Source organism: Caballeronia concitans, from assembly GCF_001544615.1.
Lineage (GTDB): Bacteria > Pseudomonadota > Gammaproteobacteria > Burkholderiales > Burkholderiaceae > Caballeronia > Caballeronia concitans.
Map to the genome: position 1 here is coordinate 120,303 of NZ_FCNV02000006.1, position 15,666 is coordinate 135,968.

The 15,666-nt window shown below is 64.9% G+C and carries 12 protein-coding genes; 5 read left to right on the forward strand and 7 right to left on the reverse strand.

All coding sequences use genetic code 11. The annotated features are described in order from the left end of the window. Positions 1 to 32: 32 nt before the first annotated feature. From AWB72_RS16205 to AWB72_RS16215, 3 genes are all read right to left on the reverse strand, one after another. The gene (locus AWB72_RS16205; RefSeq protein WP_087128274.1) at positions 33 to 1,109 is read right to left on the reverse strand and encodes a glycosyltransferase family 4 protein; all 1,077 of its coding nucleotides are present in this window, start codon (positions 1,107 to 1,109) and stop codon (positions 33 to 35) included. 385 nt (positions 1,110 to 1,494) lie between these two features. Further along, a complete protein-coding gene (locus AWB72_RS16210; protein WP_040049554.1) occupies positions 1,495 to 1,764 on the reverse strand; it encodes a hypothetical protein in 270 nt (89 codons plus the stop codon). Between the two features lie 136 nt (positions 1,765 to 1,900). Then, positions 1,901 to 2,971, reverse strand: a complete 1,071-nt coding sequence (locus tag AWB72_RS16215; RefSeq protein WP_040049505.1) for a substrate-binding domain-containing protein — start codon at positions 2,969 to 2,971, stop codon at positions 1,901 to 1,903. Between the two features lie 127 nt (positions 2,972 to 3,098). On the opposite strand from AWB72_RS16215, the gene AWB72_RS16220 reads away from it, so the two are divergent. Genes AWB72_RS16220 through AWB72_RS16235 form a run of 4 tightly spaced genes read left to right on the forward strand, consistent with a single transcriptional unit; the run spans position 3,099 to position 8,329 of the window. Further along, positions 3,099 to 3,581 (forward strand): NAD(P)H-dependent oxidoreductase subunit E, encoded by a 483-nt coding sequence (locus AWB72_RS16220; protein ID WP_087128275.1) that lies wholly within the window; start codon positions 3,099 to 3,101, stop codon positions 3,579 to 3,581. After that, positions 3,578 to 5,134 carry a formate dehydrogenase beta subunit gene (locus tag AWB72_RS16225; protein ID WP_087128277.1) on the forward strand — a complete coding sequence of 519 codons (1,557 nt, stop codon included), beginning with the start codon at positions 3,578 to 3,580 and terminating at the stop codon, positions 5,132 to 5,134. Before AWB72_RS16220 ends, AWB72_RS16225 begins: the two co-directional genes overlap by 4 nt. Positions 5,135 to 5,152: 18 nt before the next feature. Beyond that, the gene (fdhF, locus tag AWB72_RS16230; RefSeq protein WP_087128278.1) at positions 5,153 to 8,080 is read left to right on the forward strand and encodes a formate dehydrogenase subunit alpha; all 2,928 of its coding nucleotides are present in this window, start codon (positions 5,153 to 5,155) and stop codon (positions 8,078 to 8,080) included. A 3-nt stretch (positions 8,081 to 8,083) separates the two neighbouring features. Further along, positions 8,084 to 8,329 (forward strand): formate dehydrogenase subunit delta, encoded by a 246-nt coding sequence (locus AWB72_RS16235; protein ID WP_040049501.1) that lies wholly within the window; start codon positions 8,084 to 8,086, stop codon positions 8,327 to 8,329. Positions 8,330 to 8,346: 17 nt separating this feature from the next. On the opposite strand, the gene AWB72_RS16240 is transcribed toward AWB72_RS16235, so the two are convergent. From AWB72_RS16240 to AWB72_RS16250, 3 genes are all read right to left on the reverse strand, one after another. Then, the gene (locus tag AWB72_RS16240; RefSeq protein ID WP_052449767.1) at positions 8,347 to 10,080 is read right to left on the reverse strand and encodes an FAD-dependent monooxygenase; all 1,734 of its coding nucleotides are present in this window, start codon (positions 10,078 to 10,080) and stop codon (positions 8,347 to 8,349) included. A gap of 703 nt (positions 10,081 to 10,783) precedes the next feature. After that, a complete protein-coding gene (locus AWB72_RS16245) occupies positions 10,784 to 11,788 on the reverse strand; it encodes a cation diffusion facilitator family transporter (RefSeq protein ID WP_040051245.1) in 1,005 nt (334 codons plus the stop codon). Between the two features lie 17 nt (positions 11,789 to 11,805). Continuing rightward, complete coding sequence (locus AWB72_RS16250) at positions 11,806 to 12,150, reverse strand: ArsR/SmtB family transcription factor (RefSeq protein ID WP_040051246.1); 345 nt, start codon at positions 12,148 to 12,150, stop codon at positions 11,806 to 11,808. Positions 12,151 to 12,275: 125 nt separating this feature from the next. On the opposite strand from AWB72_RS16250, the gene AWB72_RS16255 reads away from it, so the two are divergent. Then, on the forward strand, positions 12,276 to 14,126 hold the full coding sequence (locus AWB72_RS16255) for a tetratricopeptide repeat protein (protein WP_040051247.1): 1,851 nt from the start codon (positions 12,276 to 12,278) through the stop codon (positions 14,124 to 14,126). Between the two features lie 82 nt (positions 14,127 to 14,208). On the opposite strand, the gene AWB72_RS16260 is transcribed toward AWB72_RS16255, so the two are convergent. Further along, positions 14,209 to 15,504, reverse strand: a complete 1,296-nt coding sequence (locus AWB72_RS16260; RefSeq protein ID WP_040051248.1) for an MFS transporter — start codon at positions 15,502 to 15,504, stop codon at positions 14,209 to 14,211. Between the last annotated feature and the right edge of the window lie 162 nt (positions 15,505 to 15,666).

Sequence of the window (15,666 nt, forward strand, 5' to 3'; positions counted from 1 at the left end):
AAAGCGCCGCCCGATGAAGGCGGCGGTCTCGCTCAGCTCAATCCCACCCGCACGTTCAGCACATCGCGCGCGATCGCGAGATAACGGTCCGCCGTGCTCTGCAAGGTCAGCCCGTGCAGCGGACGCGTGGCGCGCGGCTGCGTCAGCGCATGAAGGAGCGCGCGGCCGTAGACGTCGATATCGTTCGTATCGAGCAGTTGCACGCCGGAAAAGCCGCCCGCGAATGCAAACGACGCGATCGCGTTCCCAACCACTGGAATCCCCGACGCCAGCGCCTCCAGAAAGCCGATGCTGTGCGCCTCGAAGCTGGACGGCATCGCGAAGACGGCCGATGCACGCAGAATCTGCGCGACGTTCTTGTGCGGCCCCTCGATGGTCACGCGATCGTTCAGCCCCAGTTGCGCGACGCGCTCGACCACCGCCGCGTGATACGCCAGATTCTCGATCACGCCGCACAGCAAGAGCCGCGCATCGGGATCGGCGCGCGCGACGTGCGCGAACGCTTCGACCGTCTGCAGCTGGTTCTTCTCGGGAATGTAGCGGCCCACCTGCACGATCTGCTTGTACGCGACGGCCACACGCGGTCCGGCATCGTCGGCGAAGCGCGAGACGTCGACGCCGTTCGGCACGACGATCATCGACGGATGAAGCCCGATCTCCTTCACGTATTCGTCGATATTCTTCTGCGACACGCCGATCACCGCCTTCGCGCGATTCGACAAGAGCCGCTCGGCGCGCATGAGCGCGGCGTTCGCGAAGTCGTTCGCGCCGGAATGCATGACCCAGACAATGGGCACGCGCGTCGGCAAGGCGCGCACGTAGAGCGCGGGAATCGTCGCGTGCGCGAAGATGATGTCGGGCCGGAACGTGCGGATGGCCCGATGAAGGAACAGCAGGCGGCCGAGCTTGCTCGGCGTCTTTTCCGGAAAGAGACACGACACGCCGTGCGCGCGCAGCTCGGCGCTGATGTGGGCGAAGTCGTCGTGTTGCGGCATCAGCGAGGCGATGGAAACGTCGTGACCAGCGCGCTGGTGTCCGATCGCGACACCCTTCGCAAGTACTTCCGCCCCCGATAGGCGAGGCGCCAGTATGACCTGGAGAATACGCATGTGTGCAGTCCCTCGGATGGTCCGAAGTGCGCTCGGCACCGCGCACCATTCCCCGGGCATCGCGGTTCCGTGCATCGCCCGCGCGCGGTATCCGCGTCTTTTCAGGCAAGCCAGCGCACTCGTGTTTTTCTGATTTTCGAATGGGAGAACAACGGCCGTGCGCACCGCAAGACTCGCGATGACACGCCCGGTTTAAGGTACTGCCGACGGCGCACCGGACATCCGCCATCTCATAGTGCTTTTCGGTCCGCGCTGCGTTCAATGCGCGCGCAATGCGGCAGCGCGCACACGCTGCGTGCGAACGGCTACAAAGGGAACGGGCGGGGAAGAGAAAAGCAGAAGCCGACGACGGCGCGCATTGCACGCGCCGCGATTCGTTCAGGCTTTAGTTGGTGCCGTCTTTCGGGCACTTCAGATTGCAGCCGTTGGGGTCGCCGTTGTCGGCGCGGCGGCGCATGGCGGACGTGCCACGCTGATACTTGTCGGACGGCGCGGACGCCGCGAACGGCATCTGCGGATGCTCGTTGATGCGAAACTGGTCCTGCAGGACGCCGCCAGGCATGCCCGGCGAATTCTGCGCGAAGGCGACGGGCGCGAGATAGATGGCGCCGGCGACGAGCGACGCCGACAAGGAAGCGAGCAACGAGAATTTCATGGCGGTATCGCGCGGCAACGCGCGTCAGAACAGAGTGGAACTTGGCAGCAAGGCGTTAGGTTAACCCAATTCGCGCCGGCGAGCCGCATTCGCCGCCCGTCTTCCTCTTACGATTCGTTTCGACGCTCGTTCGCATTCACCCGCGCAAGCCCTCGTCGATATCGAGCAGCGTGCCGCATCGCTCGGGATCGTAGCCTTCCAGATGCGCGACGCTGCGATTGAACGCCTCGCTGCGCAGCACGCCGAGCACGGTCGAAAGCCGCGCTTCGTCGAGCCGCGCGCGTTCGCACGCGAAGAAATAATCCTCGTCGATGATCGGAATGAAATCGAGCCCGAAGTGCTGCGCCGCGGGCTGCACGCCGAAGCCGAGATCGGCCATGCCACTCGCGACGAACGCCGCGATCGCCGAATGCGTGAGTTCCGTGGACGCATAACCGTTGATCTGGTCCGGATCCACGCCGACGCCGCGCAGCGCCAGATCCAGCAGCATGCGCGTGCCGGAGCCGGGCTGACGGTTCACGAAGCGCACGTCGTCGCGCGCCAGATCGCGCAAACCGGCGACGCCCTTCGGATTGCCCTTCGCGAGAAAGAGGCCCTGCGTGCGTCGCGTGAGGCGGATCAGCTGATGCTTGTTCGCATCGAGATACGGACGATAGATCTCGGCGCACGTCGAGCGGAATTCGCCGATCGGCAAATGGAAGCCGGCCAGTTCGCACTCGCTCCGCGCGAGCGCCCTCACCGCCTCCGCGCTCTCGCGATACTTGATGTCCACCGGCACGCGCCGCTCGCCGAGCGCGCGCACGAGCGTCGCGACCGCGTAGCCGTGCGATGCGTGTATCCGCACCTCCGATACTTCGCCCGCCAGCCGCCGGTTCAGCTCGGCGGCGACATCGTTGGCCACGGCCTGCAAAGGCGCTTCGAGCCGGTCGCCGCACATGCGCTGCGCGCGCAGCACCGATTCCCCCAGCTCCGACAGCACCGACCCGCGCCCCCGCGATTTCGTGATGAGCGCGCCGCCCAGCCGCGCCTCGATCTCGCGCAACAGGCCCCACGCGTGGCGATAGGACAAACCCCTAGCCGCCGCCGCATTCGCAATGCTGCCCGTCTGCGCGACGAGCTGCAAAAGCGGCACAACCGCGCTCAGACTGGTTTCCCGGCCATCGGCGTCCCGCAAGATGAGTTCGGCACGACATGCGATGTCGACCATATGCATTGCCCCTTCCTATTGCCAAGATATATCACGACGCCTATTGTTCCTTCACAGGCTCGGCGCCCCTGATTATATGATCGAAATATGCATCGATAAAACATATGCCGAGCGTGGAGGAGCCCCGATGACACAACCGCTTTCCGCCGCCGCCGCAGAAGAACTCGTGCGTCGCCATGCCGTGCAAGGCGCGACGCTGATGACCATCCTGCACGCCATCCAGGACGAAACCGGCTTCGTGCCGCCCGAAGTCGTCCAGCCGCTCGCTCGGGTTTTGACGCTGTCGCGCGCCGAAGTCCACGGCACCATCACCTATTACCATCACTTCCGTTCGGCGCCGCCCGCGCGCATCACCGTGCAGTTGTGCCGCGCGGAAGCGTGCCGCAGCATGGGGACGGAAGCGCTGAAGGATCACATCGAAGGTCATACGGGCTGCCGCTTCGATAGCGGCCACGCCGAGGATACCGAACTCGAATCGGTGTACTGCCTCGGCCAGTGCGCGCTCTCGCCTTCGATGACGATCAACGGCGAGATTCACGCGAAGGTGACGCCGCAGAAGTTCGATCGTCTGTATGACGCGGCCAAGGATAAAAGCGAGGTGACGGCATGACGCGCATCTATGTCCCCTGCGATTCCGCCGCGCTCGCGCTGGGCGCCGACCGCATCGCGAAGGCGATCGCCGATGAAGCGCAACGACGCGGCGTCGATGTGCAGATCGTGCGCAACGGATCGCGCGGGCTCTTCTATCTGGAGCCGCTCGTCGAAGTGGAAACGGCGCAAGGGCGCATCGGCTATTCGAACGTCGACGAAGACGAGATCGCCGCGCTCTTCGATGCGGGCTTCCACGAAGGAAAGGACCACGCGAAGAACGTCGGCATCGTAGACGAGATTCCGTACCTCAAGAACCAGCAGCGTCTGACGTTCGCGCGCATCGGCATCACGGACCCGCTTTCGATCGACGATTACACCGCGCTCGGCGGATTGCAGGGCTTGCGCAACGTGCTCGACATGAACGGCGACGCCGTCTGCGAGGCGCTCGTCGATTCGGGCCTGCGCGGACGCGGCGGCGCGGCGTTTCCGGCGGGCATCAAGTGGAAGACCGTGCGCGCGGCGCTGAGCGATCAGAAGTACATCGTCTGCAATGCGGACGAAGGCGATTCCGGCACGTTCTCCGACCGCCTCGTGATGGAAAGCGATCCGTACATGCTGATCGAAGGCATGATCATCGCGGGCGTGTCGACGGGCGCGACCAAGGGCTACATCTACGTTCGAAGCGAGTATCCGCACTCCATCGCGACGCTCAATCGCGCGATCGACAAAGCGCGCGACGCGGGATGGCTCGGCGCGAGCGTGCTCGGCACGTCGCATGCGTTCGATCTGTTCGTCGCGAAAGGCGCGGGCTCGTATGTGTGCGGCGAGGAAACGGCGCTGCTCGAATCGCTCGAAGGCAAGCGCGGCATCGTGCGCGCGAAGCCGCCGGTGCCGGCGCTCGTCGGCCTGTACGGCAAGCCGACCGTCATCAACAACGTGATCACGCTCGCGACCGTGCCGATCATCTTCGCGAAGGGCGCGGCCTTCTATCGCGATTACGGCATGGGCCGTTCGCGCGGCACGCTGCCCTTCCAGCTCGCGGGCAACGTGAAGCAAGGCGGACTTGTCGAACTGGCGTTCGGCGTGACGTTGCGCGAACTCATCCACGAGTACGGCGGCGGCACGGCGAGCGGACGTCCGGCGCGCGCGGTGCAAGTGGGCGGACCGCTCGGCACGTACCTGCCCGAAAGCCAGTGGGACATTCCGCTCGATTACGAAGCCTATGCGAAGGTCGGCGCGGTGGTCGGCCACGGCGGTCTCGTGATCCACGACGACACATCGAATCTCGCCGAACTCGCGCAATACGCGATGCACTTCTGCGCGATCGAATCGTGCGGCAAGTGCACGCCGTGCCGCATCGGATCGACGCGCGGCGAGGAAGTCATCGCGAAGATTCGCGACGGCGATACGTCGGTGAAGCAGATCACGCTCCTGCGCGAACTGTGCGACACGATGGTTGCCGGTTCCCTCTGCGCGATGGGCGGCATGACGCCGTTCCCGGTGCTGTCCGCGCTCGACCACTTCCCCGAAGACTTCGGCCTGCCGCGTACGCCGGCGCAGAAAGCGGCATAAAAAAACGGAGACACAGACATGTCCAACACCACCAATGGCTGCGGCTCCGGCAATTGCGCGTGCAAGAGCGCGGCATCCGTGCAGCGCCGCGATCCCTTCGACGATACCGACTACGGCACGCCGCTGCGTCACGCCGACATCGACGTCACGCTCGAAATCGACGGTCAGGCGGTCACGGTGCCCGCGGGCACGTCCGTGATGCGCGCGGCGATCGAAGCCGGCGTCAACGTGCCGAAGCTCTGCGCCACCGATTCGCTCGAACCGTGGGGCTCGTGCCGTCTGTGCCTCGTCGAGATCGAAGGCAAGCGCGGCTATCCGGCGTCGTGCACCACGCCCGTCGAGGCCGGCATGAAAGTGCGCACGCAAAGCGACAAGCTGCAATCGCTTCGACGCAACGTGATGGAGCTTTACATCTCCGATCACCCGCTCGACTGCCTCACCTGCCCCGCCAACGGCGACTGCGAACTGCAGGACATGGCGGGCGTCGTCGGCTTGCGCGAAGTGCGTTATGGCTACGAAGGCGCGAACCATCTGAAGGACAAGAAGGACGAATCGAATCCGTACTTCACCTACGATCCGTCCAAGTGCATCGTGTGCAACCGATGCGTGCGCGCATGCGAGGAAACGCAAGGCACGTTCGCGTTGACCATCGCCGGACGCGGCTTCGAATCGCGCGTGGCGGCCAGCGAAAACGTGCCGTTCATGGAGTCCGAATGCGTGTCGTGCGGTGCGTGCGTCGCCGCGTGCCCGACCGCGACGCTGCAGGAAAAGAGCGTCATCATGCTCGGCCAGCCGGAGCATTCCGTCGTGACGACGTGCGCATATTGCGGCGTCGGCTGCTCGCTGAAGGCGGAGATGAAGGGCAGCACCGTCGTGCGCATGGTGCCGAACAAGAACGGCCAGGCCAACGAAGGCCACGCGTGCGTGAAGGGCCGCTTCGCGTGGGGTTATGCGACGCACAAGGATCGCATCACGAAGCCGATGATCCGCGCGAAGATCACCGATCCGTGGCGCGAAGTGTCGTGGGACGAAGCGATCAACTACGCGGCGAGCGAATTCCGCCGCATTCAGGACAAGTACGGGCGCGATTCGATCGGCGGCATCACGTCGTCGCGCTGCACGAACGAGGAAACGTATCTCGTGCAGAAGCTCGTGCGCGCCGCGTTCGGCAACAACAACGTGGACACGTGCGCGCGCGTCTGTCATTCGCCGACCGGCTACGGTCTCAAGACCACGCTCGGCGAATCGGCGGGCACGCAGACGTTCGCATCGGTCGAGAAGGCGGACGTGATCGTCGTGATCGGCGCGAATCCGACCGACGGCCATCCGGTCTTCGCATCGCGCCTGAAGCGCCGCGTGCGTGAGGGCGCGACGCTGATCGTGATCGATCCGCGGCGTATCGATATCGTCGATACGCCGCACGTGAAGGCATCGCATCATCTGGCGCTGCGCCCGGGCACGAACGTCGCGATGGTCAATGCGCTCGCGCATGTGATCGTCACCGAGGGCCTCGTCGACGAGGCATTCGTCGCCGAGCGATGCGAGCCGCGCGCATTCCAGCAATGGCGCGACTTCGTCTCGCAGGAAGAAAACTCGCCTGAAGCGATGGAAGCGATCACCGGCGTGCCCGCGCAGAAGGTGCGCGAAGCCGCGCGCATCTACGCGACGGGCGGCAACGCCGCGATCTACTACGGCCTCGGCGTCACCGAACACGCGCAAGGCTCCACGATGGTCATGGGCATCGCGAACCTCGCGATGGCGACGGCGAACGTCGGGCGCGAAGGCGTCGGCGTGAATCCGCTGCGCGGCCAGAACAACGTGCAGGGCTCGTGCGACATGGGCTCGTTCCCGCACGAGCTGCCGGGCTATCGCCATATCGGCGACGGCGCCACGCGCGCGCTCTTCGAAGAAGCGTGGGACGTGAAGCTGCAGCCGGAGCCGGGCCTGCGCATTCCGAACATGTTCGATGCCGCGCTCCACGGCACGTTCATGGGCCTGTATTGCCAGGGCGAGGACATCGTTCAGTCGGACCCGAATACGCAGCATGTGGGCGCGGCGCTGTCGTCGATGGAATGCATCGTCGTGCAGGACATCTTCCTCAACGAAACCGCGAAGTACGCGCACGTGCTGTTGCCCGGCTCGACCTTCCTCGAAAAGGACGGCACGTTCACCAATGCGGAGCGCCGCATTTCGCGCGTGCGCAAGGTGATGCCGCCGCTGCCCGGCCTCTCCGACTGGGAAGTGACGATCAAGCTCGCCCGCGCGCTCGGCTACGAGATGAACTACGCGAATCCGTCCGAGATCATGGACGAGATCGCGCGCCTCACGCCGACGTTCCACGGCGTTTCGTACGAGAAGCTCGACGAACTCGGCAGCATTCAGTGGCCGTGCAACGAGAAGGCGCCCGACGGCACGCCGACGATGCACATCGACGAATTCGTGCGCGGCAAGGGCCGCTTCGTCATCACGAAGTTCATCGCGACGCCGGAGAAGGTCACGCGCAAGTATCCGCTGCTGCTGACGACGGGGCGCATCCTTTCGCAATACAACGTCGGCGCGCAGACGCGGCGCACGGAGAATTCGCGCTGGCACGACGAAGACCGGCTGGAGATTCATCCTGTCGATGCGGAAGATCGCGGCATCAAGGCGGGCGACTGGGTCGGCATCGAATCGCGCGCGGGGCAAACCGTGCTGCGCGCGAAGATCACCGAGCGCATGCAGCCGGGCGTCGTCTATACGACGTTCCACTTCCCCGAATCGGGCGCGAACGTCATCACGACGGATTCCTCCGACTGGGCCACGAACTGTCCCGAGTACAAGGTCACGGCGGTGCAGGTCTTGCCGGTGGAACAGCCGTCGCAATGGCAGCAGGATTATTCGCGCTTCAACACGCAGCAGCTCGAACTGCTCAACATGCGCGACGTCGCGACCACTTCGGGGAAATGACACATGGACGTCGATAACCTGATTGAGATGGCGAACCGCATCGGCCAGTTTTTCGATTCGATGCCGGACCGCGCGGAAGCCGTCGATAGCGTGGCGGATCACATCCGTCGCTTCTGGGAGCCGCGCATGCGGCTCGCCATTCTCGCGGCGATCGATGACGAAGCCGCGAGCGCGACGATGGAGCCTATCGTGCGTGAAGCGCTCACGCTGCATCGCGCCGATCTGCAGCCGAAGACGGTTGCGGCCTGAGCGACTTTCCAAACGCCTCAGTCTTCCGGATACTCGCTCACGGTGCGCTGCGGCGCGCTCGGCCGCTCCTGGCCGAACCATATTTCGCAGTGGCGCAGCAGCGCGTGCACGTCGGACGGCGCGCGTCCTCGCGCGGCGATATAGCCGTCCGGCCGCACGAGATAGAACGCGGGACGCGTGCGGCCGTAGTTGTCCGTGAGCGATTGCGCGCCGTCGCCGCTCGTATCGGTGATGCGCCAGACGCGCACCGCGTTCGGCAGGATCGCTTCAATGGATTGCGCGAGGCCGTCGAGATCGGGATCGCGCATGGCGTGCGCCACGGTGATCGTCGCGGGCGCGAGCGCGATGTCGTCCTCGCCCGCCGGATTCATGAGCAGGAACAGCGAGAAGCAGCCGGGATCGTGCAGGTCGTAGAGACAGCCGACGCCCGGCAGCCGGCCGAGCGGACCGTCGATGACATGCACGCGCGCATCGGGCGCACGCTCGCCCGCGCGCGGGCCGCCGTCGAGCAGACGTTCGAGCGTGAGCGGGCTCTTGCGATAGTTGATCGACAGTTCGCTCACCGTGCGCCGCATCGCGTCGCGCATGGGGCCGATTGCGACGAGCGCGGGCATCACGTGTTCGCGCAGCAGCTTCATCGGACCGTGCTCGGCTTCGGCAATCTGCGTGAGGATGCTCGTCTGCCGCAGCACGTCGCGTTCTATCGGATGCCGCTCGGCGTGATAGGTATCGATCAGCCGTTCGGACGCGCCGCCCGCGAGCATCCGCGCGATTTTCCAGCCGAGATTGAACGCTTCCTGAATGCCGGTGTTCATGCCCTGCGCGCCGGCGGGGCTGTGGACGTGCGCGGCATCGCCCGCGAGGAAGATGCGATCGACGCGCAGGCGGTCCACCATGCGGCTGTTCACATGAAATGTCGATGACCACGTGAGGTCCGACAGCATCACGCGATGATGCACGCGCCGTTCGACGAGCGCGCGGCATTCGTCGAGCGTGGGGCCGGGCTTGCGTTCGTCAGCTTTGGTCGCGACGGCGGCGGCGGGCAGATCGGCGATGAGGCGCGCGCGGCCATCGCCCATCGGGAAGAGCGCGGCGAGCCCCTCGCCGGACGCGAAGATATGGAACTCGTCGTCGGGCCAGTCGGAATCGGCTTGCAGGTCGGCGAGCAGGAACGTTTGATCGAAGGTCTTGCCGTCGAAGCCGATATCGAGCCGGTGCCGGACGGAGCTGTGAGCGCCGTCGGCAGCGATCATGTACGAGGGGCGAAGCGTTTCGTCGCGTCCGTTCGGGTGGCGCAGCGTGGCTTGGACGCCGGCTGAGCCTTGCGTGAAGTCGGCGAGTTCGATGCCGCGTTCGACGTGCACGCCTGCCTCGCGCAGATGCTCGGCCATGAGGCGTTCGGTTTCCGATTGCGGCAGAAAGAGCAGATAGGGATAGCGGGTTTGCAGCGGATCGAAGTCGAGCCGTGCGAGGCGCTGGCCGTTGGAATACAGATTGGCGACGCGCGCGCGGTGTCCGAGTTCGAGAAAGGGCTTGACGATGCGATGCTGTTCGAAAAGTTCGAGCGTGCGAGCCTGAATGCCGATGGCGCGGGAATAAGGCGATGGCTGGCGCGCTTTATCGATGAGGCGCACGGGGATGTGCGCGCGCGTGAGGCTCATCGCGGCGGCGAGCCCCGTGGGACCGGCGCCGACGATCAGGACCGGCGCAACGTCGAGTTTGTCGTTCGGGTTCAGCTTTTGCGCGAACATGCTCGGAGTTTGCTCCCGTTTTTGCTTACCCTGCCGGGTAGTGTACGCCCGTTGCACCTCGGCGTTTTCCACTGCTGCTTACGTTTAGTCGTGTCGGTCTATTTACTCGCCCCTCCCCGGGGCAGGGGTCACTTTCTTTGCTGCTGCAAAGAAAGTAACCAAAGAAAGCAGCTTTTCGGGCCCGAAGCACTGACTGCGTGACCACTCCGTAGAACCAGATTGGCACTCAGCTTGACACAGCCCTGAATCACCTTCCGCGCCCACTGGGCGCCACCCCATGCGAGCCCCCGGGCTCGTTAACACCATCGGCAGGCAACGCGTCACGCAAAACTACAAGTCATAAGAGAAACCGAATCAGCACCGTCACCAAGTGCATCTGCACGTCGCGCGTGATTTGCGGCTCCGTGTGTCGATTGCTTTTGCGTGGGCGGTAGTGCCCGATGGTTTTGTCGAGCCGAGGGGCTCGGAGGACGTGGCGCTCCGTGGGCGCGAAAGGTGCTCCAGGGCTGTGTCAAGCTGAGTGCCAACGTGGTTCTACGGAGTGACTAGACAGTCAGTGCTTCGGGCCAAGAAAGCTGCTTTCTTTGGTTACTTTCTTTGCAGCAGCAAAGAAAGTGACCCCCGCCCCGGGGAGGGGCGTGCTAATAGACCGACACGAACATAAGCACCCACAAAGCGCACAGCAAAAAAAGCCCTCACGCGCTCAGCGCAAATTGAGTACACATTCCGAAGCAGCATCCCCGAAATCGACCTGTACGGTCGCATGGTGCATCGCATAATCGCGCCGAAGCGTGGCAACGACGTTTTGCAGAAACGAATCCCCGGGATGCCCTTGCGGCATGACGAGATGTACGGTCAACGCATTCTCCGTCGTAGAAAGCGCCCACACATGAAGATCGTGTACACCGCGCACGCCCGGCAGCGCCGATAAGTACCCCTGAATACGCGCAGTATCGATCCCCGGCGGCACGGCCGCCATCGCCAGCCGCATCGCATCGCGGCCAAGGCCCCACGTGCCGTAAAGAATGACGGCGACCACGACGATGCTCATCACCGGATCGATCCAGTTCCACCCCGTATAAAGAATCACAAGCCCGCTGACGGCCACCGCAGCGGAAATCGCGGCATCCGCGGCCATGTGCAGGAACGCACCGCGCACGTTCAGATCCTCCTTGCCGCCGCGCATGAAAAGCCACGCCGAAAAGCCGTTCACGAAAAGACCCAGCAACGCGACGATAAACACATCCAGTCCCGCCACCGGCGACGGATTCAACAAGCGCTGCACCGCTTCGAGCACGATCGCGCCGCACGCAAAGAGCAACAGCGCAGCATTCGCCAGCGAGGCGAGAATCGATGAACTCCCCAGCCCGAACGTATAGCGCGCATCCGGCCGCCGCGCGCCAAGCCACACCGCGCCCCACGCGAGCAAGAGTCCCAGCACGTCGGAAAGATTGTGGCCTGCATCCGCGAGCAAAGCGGTCGAATGCGCCAGCACGCCATACACGGCCTGCACCACCACGATCAACACATTCAGCCCCACCGCCAGCGCGAACGTGCGCCCCTGCCCCGCCTGCGGCGCATGATGATGGTGATGCCCGCCCGGCCCGTGACCATGGCCACCATGCGAGTGCCCGTCACGACGAGCGTGGTCGTCATGCTCGGAGTGATCGTGCGCGTGGGAATGATCGTGATGCGAATGCGTGCTCATCGGCTTAAATTCTCGGTTCAGTCGGTTGATTCGATATCGGCGGCGTCCGGCTGCGGCTCCGCGACGTGCTCCAGCAACTCGCCCAGCATCGCGCTGATATGACGGTCGGCCGCAACGTAAAAGACCTGCTTGCCCTGCCGCTCCGCTCGCACGATCCGCGCCGCGCGCAACAGCCGCAAATGGTGGCTCACGAGCGATCCCGACAACCCCAACAATTCCGCGATCGCCCCGACCGCGCGCCGCCCCTCGACACACGTCAGCACGATGCGCAGCCGCGTCGGGTCGCCAAGCAACCGGAACAGGTCCGCGAGCGGCACCACGCGGTCATCGGATGTCGCGGAATCGGGAAGAGAGGACGCCACTGGATATCACCAACATATGAATAAGTGTTCATATATTAATTAGCGCGGCGGCAACCTGTCAACGATAGATTCGGAACGCGCGCTCTTGGTATGGGAAAATGCGTGGTTTGCAACATTTCTCCGTCATGGATACCGTATTCGCCCGCGGCTTCGCGGCCCATCGTGACGGCCGCCTGACCGATGCGGAACGCGACTATCAAGCCGCGCTCGCCGCCGAACCCGCCCACGTCGAAGCGCTGCACTATCTCGGCGTGCTGCGTCATCAGCAGGGCCAGCACGAGGAAGCGGCGGAACTCGTCGGCCGCGCGGTCGATCTGCGTCCCACCGACGCCGCCCTCCAACTGAATCTCGGCAACGCGCTGAAGGCGCTCGGCCGCATCGACGACGCCATCGCGTGCTTTCGCAATGCGCTCACGCTCGCGCCGGGCTTCGCGCTCGCGCAGTACAACCTCGGCAATGCGTACACGGTGATCGGCCGTCACGAAGACGCCGCCGATGCCTTCGAGAAAGCGCTGCGCGCCCAGCCCAACGATGCCGCCGCCTGGAACAACTTCGGCAACGCGCTCGCGGCGCTGTCGCGTCACGATGACGCCGCCCGCGCCTTTCGACGCGCGCTCGCGCTCAAGCCGCGTCACGCGGGCGCGCACAACAATCTCGGCATGGCGCTGAACGCGCTCGGCGACGCGACCGGCGCGATCTCGCACTTCCGCGCCGCCATCGACGCCGAGCCGAACTACGTCGCCGCGCACTTCAATCTCGGCAATCTGCTCGATGCACGCGCGCACGCCGAAGAAGCGCTGCCGCTCTTTCGCAAGGTCGTGAGTCTGCAGTCACGTTTCGCGCCGGGGCATTTCGGGCTCGGCCATGCGCTCGCCAAACTCAATCGCCACGAGGAAGCCGTGCTGTCGTATGAACGCGCGGTCGGGCTCGATCCGAAATACGGCGTGGCGTGGCTGTGTCTCGGCAATTCGCATCTGGCGCTCGCCGCGCACGCCGCCGCCATCCGCGCTTTCGACGAAGCCCTGCGCCTCGATCCGGACATGCCCGCCGCGCATCTGAACCGCGGTCTCGCGCTGCTCGCGACGGGCGATTACGAGCGCGGCCTCCCCGCCTACGAATGGCGTCTGCGCACGCCCGGCAGCGAATCCGCGCCGGCGCTTGCCCGCTGGACGGGCGAGCCGTTGCCGGGCCGCACGCTGCGTGTGCGCGCGGAGCAAGGTTTCGGCGACACGCTCCAGTTCGTCCGCTTCGCGGCGTTCGCGGCGAAGCGCGTCGGCAAGCTCGTGCTCGAAGTACAGCCGGCGCTCGTGCCGCTGCTAGCGCCGGCGGCGAACGCGGCGCGCATCGAACTGAAAAGCCGCACCGACGAACCGCAGGCCCGCGCCGACGCCTTTTGTCCGCTCCTGAGCCTGCCGCTCGCGCTCGGCATGACGTCGATCGAAACGATTCCCGCGCGCGCGCCGTATATCGTCGTGCCGGCCGACTATCGCCGCAAATGGCGCGGCTCGCTCGGCGGCCAGCACAAGCGCAAGATCGGCATCGCGTGGTCGGGGCGGCTGCAGCCGGGCGAAACGCGCTCCGCGCCGCTCAGCGCGCTCGCGCCGCTCTTCGCGCTTGAAGGCATCGACTGGATCGTGCTGCAGCCGTTTCTCACCGACGACGAACGCGCGGCGCTCGTCGCGCAGCCGCGCGCGCAATCCATTCATCGCCTGGAAGGACGCCTCGAGAATTTCGCCGATACGGGCGCGATCGTCGATCGGCTCGATGCCGTCGTCTCGGTCGATACCTCCGTCGCGCATCTGGCGGGCGCGCTCAACAAACCGGTGTGGGTAATGCTGCCCTTCGCGGCCGACTGGCGCTGGGGTATCGCTGGCGACAGAACCGCGTGGTATCCGAGCGCGCGGCTCGTGCGGCAGCGCGCGCCGGGCGACTGGGACGGCGTCGTGGCCGAAGTCGCCGCCGCGTTGCGAGGCTGATCGGCATCCAACTAAAAAGCCCCTCGCGCCGACTGGCGCGAGGGGCTTTTCGTATCCGCATTCGTTCGATGCGGCTGCTCGATCAGGCGGTCTTGTACTGATTCCGCGCTTCCGGCGAACGGTACAGCACGAGCGTCGCGATCAGGCCGCACACGGCGGCGAGGCCCATCCAAAGGCCAGGCGCAGCCTTGTTGTCGGTCTCGTGGATCAGGAACGTCGAGATGGCGGGCGTGAAGCCGCCGATGGTCGTCGCGAGGCTGTAGGCCATCGAGAAGCCGGTGGTGCGGACATCGGCCGGCATGACTTCCGTCAGCGCCACGACCATCGCGCCGTTATAGCTGCCGTAAAGGAACGAGAGCCACAGTTCCACCATCAGGAGACGCCCGAACGACGGATCCGCGACGAGCCACTGCACCGCCGGATACGACGTGAGGATGGTCAGGATCGTGAAGAACAGCAGCACCGGACGGCGGCCGACGCGGTCCGACACGGCGCCCATCACCGGCAGCCAGACCAGATTCGAAAGGCCGACGCACACGGTCACCACGAGCGCATCGATGGCGCTGAGCTTCAGCACTTCCTTGCCGAAGGTCGGCGTGTAGGCGGTGATCATGTAGAACGACACGGTGGTCATGATGACCATGCCCATGCCCGCGAGCACGACGCCCCAGTTCTGCGCGATGGAGCGCGCGATCTCGCCCATGCTCGGACGATGCTTTTTCGCGAGGAATTCGTCGGTTTCGCGCAGCGAACGGCGCACGATGAAGAGGAACGGCACGATCAGGCAGCCGATCAGGAACGGCACGCGCCAGCCCCACGCGGTCATCTGGTCGGCGGGCAGGAGCCGGTTCATCAATACGCCGATGAGCGCGGCGAACACCACCGCCACCTGCTGGCTGCCGGACTGCCACGAGCAATAGAAGCCCTTGTTGCCCTTGGTCGCGATCTCGGACAGATACACCGAGACGCCGCCCAGTTCCACGCCCGCCGAGAAGCCCTGCAGCAGGCGCCCCGACAGCACGATGATCGGCGCGAGCGCACCGATGGTCGCGTAGCCGGGCACGAGCGCGACGAGCGCGGTGCCGACCGCCATCAGCGCGAGCGTGAGGATGAGGCCCTTGCGCCGGCCATGATGGTCGATATACGCGCCGAGCACGATCGCACCGACCGGGCGCATCAGGAAGCCCGCGCCGAACACGGACAGCGCGAGCATGAGCGAGGCGAAATCGTTGCCGCTCGGGAAATAGGTCTTGGCGATCGCCGAAGCGTAATAGCCGTAGACCATGAAGTCGTACATCTCAAGAAAGTTTCCGCTGACGACGCGAAATACCGTCTTGGCCTTGGATTCGTTGGCGGGTGCTACGTGGGTCGTTGACATGGGACTTTCTCGGAGCTAGCTGAAGCGCTGGCGCGGTACGGGACAAAAAGCCGCGCCGACGCCGTTTTATTAGGGTTAACCCTTTACATTTCGTTGTAAGTGTGGGTATGCGGAATCTTACCGCTTCGGCGCGCTCCGTTGCACGGAACTTCGGCTAAATCC

Excerpts from the sequence above, each read along its gene's own strand:
- AWB72_RS16205 (WP_087128274.1), bottom strand. The coding sequence starts at position 1,109 with ATGCGTATTCTCCAGGTCATACTGGCGCCTCGCCTATCGGGGGCGGAA.
- AWB72_RS16210 (WP_040049554.1), bottom strand. The coding sequence starts at position 1,764 with ATGAAATTCTCGTTGCTCGCTTCCTTGTCGGCGTCGCTCGTCGCCGGC.
- AWB72_RS16215 (WP_040049505.1), bottom strand. The coding sequence starts at position 2,971 with ATGGTCGACATCGCATGTCGTGCCGAACTCATCTTGCGGGACGCCGAT.
- AWB72_RS16220 (WP_087128275.1), top strand. The coding sequence starts at position 3,099 with ATGACACAACCGCTTTCCGCCGCCGCCGCAGAAGAACTCGTGCGTCGC.
- AWB72_RS16225 (WP_087128277.1), top strand. The coding sequence starts at position 3,578 with ATGACGCGCATCTATGTCCCCTGCGATTCCGCCGCGCTCGCGCTGGGC.
- fdhF (WP_087128278.1), top strand. The coding sequence starts at position 5,153 with ATGTCCAACACCACCAATGGCTGCGGCTCCGGCAATTGCGCGTGCAAG.
- AWB72_RS16235 (WP_040049501.1), top strand. The coding sequence starts at position 8,084 with ATGGACGTCGATAACCTGATTGAGATGGCGAACCGCATCGGCCAGTTT.
- AWB72_RS16240 (WP_052449767.1), bottom strand. The coding sequence starts at position 10,080 with ATGTTCGCGCAAAAGCTGAACCCGAACGACAAACTCGACGTTGCGCCG.
- AWB72_RS16245 (WP_040051245.1), bottom strand. The coding sequence starts at position 11,788 with ATGAGCACGCATTCGCATCACGATCATTCCCACGCGCACGATCACTCC.
- AWB72_RS16255 (WP_040051247.1), top strand. The coding sequence starts at position 12,276 with ATGGATACCGTATTCGCCCGCGGCTTCGCGGCCCATCGTGACGGCCGC.
- AWB72_RS16260 (WP_040051248.1), bottom strand. The coding sequence starts at position 15,504 with ATGTCAACGACCCACGTAGCACCCGCCAACGAATCCAAGGCCAAGACG.